Here is a 7446-nt window from a genome sequence, read left to right as displayed (position 1 = left end):
GGGAATTAGTATCAGATATTAAAATTCTTTTTGACGAACTTAATTCTAATTTTGCTAAGATTCATTCATTAGCTTATGCTAGAAGTTTCCTAGTATAAGTTAAATTATCACTTAGAAACCCTATAATTATAAAAAATCTATATTTGTCCTGTAGCTTTTAAAACAATTTGTGCAATCATAGTAGCAAAAACAAAAGTGCCTGTGTAAACAGTTAATGCTACAATAATTATCTTCCAACTTAAGGATTTAAAAAGTTTTAAATCCTTGCCCAAAGACAAACCGGCAAAAGCTAAAACTGGAGTAGTAAGAGCAATCATATCTATTTTTTCTAAATACTGTTTGTCCAAAAAAGCACCATAGGGATTAAGAGGGCTTGTAACCAAAACAGCTACTATAGATACCCAAAACACTGTAGGAATATTAGCAGGTACAATTTTTTTAATTATAATACCAATTAAAGTAATAGCTACTAATATAGCCATACCGATAATTCCTATCTTTAAAGGAACCTTATTTTTTATAGTATTGCCTATTAAAGCAATTATTCCAACCCAAAATAAAATAAATGCTTCCTGAATAAGTCTTTTCATGCTACATTTCCCCTCTCTTTTTGCTGCTTCTTCCGATTTTAGGTTCTAACCAATCATATAATTTATTGGCAACTGGTAAAGAAACAAATAGTGTAAAATATATTCCCACTATAGTTGTTATTAAATTAGATGCTGCTGCAAAACTAGCTATTTCCTTAGCCTTTGCAGGGAAAACAGCAGTAATAGCTCCTGAAGCTGCAGCCATCATACTTCCAGATCCTACCCCTGATCCCATAGCTAGTGCCAATGGATTAAATATTTTTACTGATCCAATATATCCAGCAAGAAGTCCTATATAAATTGCACCAAATAAAGTTCCACAAATATAAATTCCCATTACTCCACGTCCTTCTGGAGAATCCATACCATACTTTTCTGCAATAATTGCAATATTAGGTTCACGATCAATAGAGAAAGTAGCTCCTACTGCTTCACGTTTAAGTCCAAGTAAAAGAGCAATTGGAAGTCCTAAAATTACTGTACCTAAAAAGTGACCGAGTTCCTGGAAACAAAGTGCCCATCCTGATTTAACCAACATAACAATAGAAGGTCCCATTGTAGCACCTATTTTTGCAACAAATAATATTACTACAATTCCCATAATATCATTTGATAGCTTCATTTCATCTTCCGACATAATTTTTAACTTAGGTAAACTTATAATTATTCCGATAACTAATGCATAAAGCATTGGTAAAAACACAAGATATCCTGGTCCTAGTTTTATTTTCTTTTGACCTATTAGCTCTGTTACTACAACTAATATAAGAGCTAGGATAAAAATTTTAAAATACTTTTTTAACATTATTTTGCCCCCTAATAATTTTTTAGCTAAAATGAATTTATGTTAATTATTAAACTCATCCATTATCTTTAAATATTCTTCCTTAGAAAACTTAGGCTTGAAATTTTTTACTATATTTTTACCTTTTTCCGCACCATTAACTAAAAGATCTATTACTGTCATTGCAAATAACTTAGCTGGCAGAATACAAGCTGCCCTATAATCCTCTACATTAAATTCCTTTGAATGTAAGTTTCCACTTACACCGCCTACATAAGGGTGTATGCTTGGTATTAACTGAGATATATCTCCCATGTCTGTTGAAGCAAAAAAATGTCCTCCATCTAAAATGCTTTCCTCAGGAAGAAATCCCTTACAGTTACCTTTATATATATCATTTAATTTAGCACAGCACTCAAGAGGTAGATAACCTGGTATAGTTTTAATAACTGTTTTTGCACCTACTGCATCTCCCCCAGCTTTAAGCGCTCTATCAACTTTTTTGTTGGTTTTTACCATGGCATCTATAGTTCTTGCTCGCACATAGCTTTCAATTCTTACATCATCAGGAACGCTGTTTACTACATCTCCTCCTTTTGTAATAATAGGATGAAATCTTATATAATCTTCATCTCTAAAAGTTTCCCTAAGAGCATTTACACCCATTAATCCCAACATTGCTGCATTTAGCGCATTTACACCTTCATCTGGTGCTTCAGCAGCATGAGCTACTTTTCCTATATATTGTATTGTCTTTGCAACAAATCCATTGCTGGATTTACCTATTGAAACAGTAGGTTTAGGACTATTTTTTAGAGAGTGCATCATCATAGCTATATCTACATCATCAAATTCACCTTCATATATAAGCTGTTGTTTTCCTCCAAAAAAGTGAAGTTTTCCTTGCTTTCGAAGTTTTTCCCTGTAGTCAAATTCAATGCATTCCTCTGAAGGTACCGCAAAAAAAGTTACATTTCCATCTAACTTGTCTGAAATTCCAGAAAGCTTTAATCCTACAGCAGCACCAATTAAAGCTCCTAGTTGAAGATGATGACCACAAGTATGAGCTGCCCCAGTTTCTGGATTTGAATTTTTATTTCCTCTACATATAACTGCATCTAACTCTCCAAGTACAGCTACATTTACACCTTCACACTGGTCTTTTAATTTTGCCTTCACTCCAGTTAAAGCAAGTCCATCTCGATAGTTCAAACCTATTTCGTCAAAAATTTCTTTTACTTTCTTTGATGTTTTCTGCTCCTTAAATCCTAATTCTGGTTCTTTTTCTACAGATTTTGCGAAACTTATTATTTTTTCTGTATTTTTTTCAATTGTACTACATACCAACTCCTTTAATTTTTTAATCTCTTCTTCTTCCATTATGTAATGCCCCCTAAATTTGATTTATCAAGTGATTCTTAGGTTCAGATGGAGTTTGTTTATAAGGAAATACCTTTTCTCCATCTGAACCTTAGAAGAACTTATCCAGGTGCGTAGCAGTGCTTATCTCCCCACTTTGAAGAAGATGGGGAGTTAGCAATGGTAGCAATCGGATAAATACAATTATAGCACATTTTATGACAAATTTATTTTCGGCAAAAAACGATATAAAAATTGCTACTTTAGTCTCGTTAATACTTTGTCAATTATAAATATGATTTTGTAATATTTTTTGTACTTAACTGTCTAATACATAGGATAATAAAGTAATATCTCAAAATAACGTTTAATTTATAATATTATATAAAAAATTTAAACTTTTTAACCGTAAATAGCCAGAATCTTTCGAATTTAATATTGATATTTTATTAACAATATTCTATCTTTAGTAGTATAATCAAGTAAATTAGGAAAAATAAATAGAGGGAGGTAAGTTATTATGAAAAATGAATCTTTGTTTCAACCTATTAAAATAGGGAAGATGGAAGTAAAAAATAAAATATCAATGGCACCTATGGGAGCTTTTGGACTTGTGGATAATGAAGGTTGCTATAATCAAAGGGCTATTGACTATTATGTAGAAAGAGCCAAAGGCGGTACTGGCCTTATTATAACAAGTATTACTAAAGTTGAAAATGAATTAGATAAGGTTGTACCAGGTATCATTCCTGTTATTTCAATAAACCCAGGAAGATTTCTAATGACATCCTCAGAGATGACAGAAAGAGTTCATGCTTATGGTGCAAAAATATTTTTGCAACTGACAATGGGCTTTGGAAGAAGCGGGGCTCCAGGAACACTTTTAACATCTCAACCTGTCTCTGCTTCAGATATTCCAAATTATTGGGATCCAACTGTTACCTGTCGAGCACTTACCACTTCAGAAGTAGAATGGATAGTTTCAAAGTTCATTGAAGGTGCAGATATTGCTCAAAAAGCAGGCTTTGATGGTGTTGAAATACATGCTGTACATGAAGGCTACTTGCTTGACCAGTTTACACTTTCCATATTCAATAGAAGAACAGATAAATATGGTGGAGATTTAAGAGGAAGACTCCAGCTCCCTATAGAAATAGTTCAGGGAATAAAAGCAAGGTTAGGAGATGACTTTCCAGTAGGCTTAAGATACAGCGTAAAAAGCTGCATAAAAGACTGGAGGCAGGGAGGGCTCCCAGATGAAGACTACGTTGAAAAAGGTCGTGACTTAAAAGAAGGCCTTAATGCAGCAAAAATCCTCGAAGCAGCAGGATATGATGAACTCAATACAGATGTAGGAACATATGATGCATGGTACTGGTCACATCCCCCTATTTACCAAAAGAACGGATTATATTTACCTTATACCAAAGAATTAAAAAAAGTTGTAAAAATTCCAGTTATAGTTGCAGGAAAATTAGGTATACCAGAGGATGCAGAAAAAGCTCTTGACGATGAAGCAGCAGATATGGTTGGACTTGGAAGGCCACTTCTAGCAGATCCATACTGGCCAAAAAAAGTTCTCTCAAATAATTCTGAAAGAATTCGTCCTTGTATTGGATGCCATACTGGATGTCTTGGCAGAGGATTTGAAGGAAAACCTTTGAGCTGTACAGTAAATCCAGCTGTCGGCAGAGAAAGGTATTATGAAATAAAACCTACACTTACACCAAAGAAAGTTATGGTTGTAGGAGGTGGAGTTGCCGGGATGGAAGCAGCTAGAATTATAAAAATGAGAGGACATGATGTTACAATTTATGAAGGTACAGATAAACTCGGCGGAGTGATCATTCCCGGTTCCGTACCTGATTTCAAAGTAGATGACAGAAGGCTAATTGATTGGTATAAGAATGAAATAAAGGAACTTGAAGTTAAAGTTAATTTCAATACAAAAGTAACAGAAGAACTTGTAGAAAAAGAAAAACCGGATGTAGTTATAATTGCAACTGGTGCAAAAGAAATTAAAATCAATGTTCCTGGTATAGAAAAAGATAAAGTTATAACAGCTGTGGAACTTTTAAATGGTACTAAAAAAGTTGGCAATAACGTACTTATTGTAGGTGGCGGACTTGTAGGCTGTGAAGCTGCACTTTATCTTGCAAAACAAGGTAAAAATGTTACCATTGTTGAAGCAAAAGATACAATATTAAGTGCAGGGAAACCAATTCCACATATGAACAAAATCATGCTTATAGATCTTTTGAATATGTATAACGTAAAAACCATTACAAGTAATTCACTGTTGGAAGTAACCGACAAAGGTGCAGTACTTATTAATAATAAATTTAAAAAACAAGAAGTATCTGCAGATACCGTCGCAATTGCCGTTGGATTTAAATCAGACAGAGAATTATACAACAAGCTTAACGGAAAGATAACTGACCTATACTTAATCGGAGATGCATACCAAGCTGCTAATATAATGGATGCAATTTGGAGTGCCAACGAAATTGCTCTCAACTGCTAAAATATAAATACTCTAAGCAAAAATTCAGAGAAGTAAGATTAATTTTTTTAGGGAATACAAGTATACTTTTTTTAATATCCTTGTATTCCCTGTTTTCATTTAGATTCAATATGTTTCTTATTGTAAAGTTATGTTTTTACCTGGTGGTGTAATTGCATTTGCAATATTTTCAATTGAGATATCTGTTATAGCTTTAAAAGGATTTCCCTGTTTGAACACAACGACTATGGGGGTTTCATCTTCACCAATTCCATATTCATCAGGTATATTTTGTCCGGTAATGTCCATTATACCGCAGCTTACACTACCATGGGTTTTTGAAAACTGCTCTATTACCTCAATCATCTTATCCTGATTTTCTACAGAAGGAGCATAAAAACCCACTGTAGAATAGAAACTGTCCTTTATGAACCCTTCAAAATTTTTATCATCTAATTTTTTTGTCATTAACTTTTCCCTCCATTCTAATAAATAATTTAATGTTAAATAGCACTTGGTATACCAAATACCATTGCAATTGCTTAAGTATTATGATATACTACAAGAAACAGAAGAAGTATCGGAAAAGCATATTCCCTATTAATAAAGTTTTACGGGGGCATATACTAAATGTTATGAAATCGTGACAGGTTTGTTTTCATTTGTGATGATTTCTTTTCTTTTAGGTTTTGGTATTTTAGGTAAAACTATCGACATTATAGATGCATATAATGAAAGTATAGCAGCAGCTGAAAATACAATATTCCACCCAAAGGAACTTGCAAGAAATACACCTAGGCCGCCACCTAGAAGTGATGCAGTTCCTTTGGCACTATTCAAAATTCCATAATTAGCAGCAGAGTATGTCGTTCCAAACATATCTGCGTTTACTGATGGGAACAGTGAAAAAGCCTCACCAAATGTAAACATTACACATGCTAAACATATCACATATAAAATGTTGCTTTTACTTCCTAATATCGGTAATAGAAATAGAAATATTGCATTTAATCCAAAACCGATAGCCATAGTTTTATATCGACCTATTTTATCTGAAATCCATCCCCAGAAAAATCTACTGGTTCCATTAGCAAAAGAATTCATAGTTACAGCCAGTGTTATATATGTAGCAGCAATGCCCATTCTTTTACCAAATGGTGTTGTATTAGCTGTTATTATAAGACCTCCAACATTAATACTAAAAAACATTGACCATGTAAGCCAAAAATGAGGAGTTCTTACCATTTCTGAAGGCTTGAATCCAATTTCTGATTGGTCCAATTTTGCAATTGCTTCCTTTTTCTCTTTTTTAGTAATAACCTTTGAACCAACAGGATAACGTAAAAGTATTGCTGCAATTACAATCACAATACCTTGAAGTATTCCTGTATATATAAATGGTACAGAAACATTTCCTTTTGATAGCATACGTGAAATTAATGGAATAAAAGGCATTGAACCCATTCCATATCCTGCTACTATTAGCCCAGAACAAAGACCTCGCCTATCCGGAAACCATCTAACTGCTATACTCACACTTCCGCCATAAACAATTCCTGCTCCAATTCCAGCTAATGCATAGAAAAAATAAATACCAGTAACTGAATGAGTTTGGCCCATCATACTCCATCCTATGCCAACTAAGATACCTGCTAAGATAAACATCATGTTTGATCCAACCCTGTCGAGTAAATAACCAGCAATAGGTTGAGAAAAAGTTTGCATAATAATATATATTGTAAAAGCATATTGTATGACTACTAGAGAAGTACCTATATGTTTAGATAATGGAATTGAAAACAAAGTCCAAGAATATTGAAGATTTGCAATCATTACCATAGATACAAACGCAACAACAAGTTGAATCCAACGGTTACCAAGAATTGGTCCATATTCATTAATGCTTTTTGTCTTTATTTCATCAATATCAGACATGCATTTCTCCTCCTTTAAACTATATTCAGTTTTGTAAATTATTTAATATTAACCCCGGAACAATCTTTTGATTGATCCGAGGTTACATAATATAAATAATCTTATAATTATATTATTTTAGTAACTCACCCTTTATTTTAAGACTTTTTTATTCTATTGTTTGGGATATAGTATTTTCTACTCCAACTTCCTTCAAACGTTGATTTGCAAATTGTTGAAGCTTTTGGATATGTTCTGGCTGCAGGTGACTAAATCTCCCTTGATATTTAATATAT

At 33.2% G+C, this 7446-nt stretch carries 6 protein-coding genes; 1 reads left to right on the top strand and 5 read right to left on the bottom strand.

Annotation, left to right across the window (positions count from 1 at the left end):
• Window positions 1-137: 137 nt before the first annotated feature.
• From CLRAG_RS16040 to CLRAG_RS16030, 3 genes are read right to left on the bottom strand one after another with little or no spacing between them, the layout of a single operon-like run.
• Window positions 138-590: a hypothetical protein gene (locus CLRAG_RS16040; protein WP_065079326.1), complete on the bottom strand. Its 453-nt coding sequence runs from the start codon at window positions 588-590 to the stop codon at window positions 138-140.
• A gap of 1 nt (window position 591) precedes the next feature.
• The gene (locus CLRAG_RS16035) at window positions 592-1395 is read right to left on the bottom strand and encodes a DUF3100 domain-containing protein (RefSeq protein WP_065079325.1); all 804 of its coding nucleotides are present in this window, start codon (window positions 1393-1395) and stop codon (window positions 592-594) included.
• A gap of 42 nt (window positions 1396-1437) precedes the next feature.
• A complete protein-coding gene (locus CLRAG_RS16030; protein ID WP_065079324.1) occupies window positions 1438-2754 on the bottom strand; it encodes a peptidase dimerization domain-containing protein in 1317 nt (438 codons plus the stop codon).
• A 499-nt stretch (window positions 2755-3253) separates the two neighbouring features.
• Between CLRAG_RS16030 and CLRAG_RS16025 the strand changes: the two genes are divergently transcribed.
• Window positions 3254-5257, top strand: a complete 2004-nt coding sequence (locus tag CLRAG_RS16025; RefSeq protein WP_065079323.1) for an FAD-dependent oxidoreductase — start codon at window positions 3254-3256, stop codon at window positions 5255-5257.
• Window positions 5258-5374: 117 nt separating this feature from the next.
• Here CLRAG_RS16025 and CLRAG_RS16020 read toward each other — a convergent pair whose 3' ends face one another.
• Window positions 5375-5704 (bottom strand): thioredoxin domain-containing protein, encoded by a 330-nt coding sequence (locus CLRAG_RS16020; protein ID WP_065079322.1) that lies wholly within the window; start codon window positions 5702-5704, stop codon window positions 5375-5377.
• A 165-nt stretch (window positions 5705-5869) separates the two neighbouring features.
• Entirely contained in the window at window positions 5870-7171 is a 1302-nt protein-coding gene (gene oxlT / locus CLRAG_RS16015) for an oxalate/formate MFS antiporter (RefSeq protein ID WP_065079321.1), read from the bottom strand.
• Between the last annotated feature and the right edge of the window lie 275 nt (window positions 7172-7446).

The organism is Clostridium ragsdalei P11, from assembly GCF_001675165.1.
Taxonomy (GTDB): Bacteria; Bacillota; Clostridia; order Clostridiales; family Clostridiaceae; genus Clostridium_B; species Clostridium_B ragsdalei.
The sequence above is the reverse complement of the archived record's forward strand: the minus strand, read 5'-3'. Positions and strand labels throughout refer to the sequence as shown.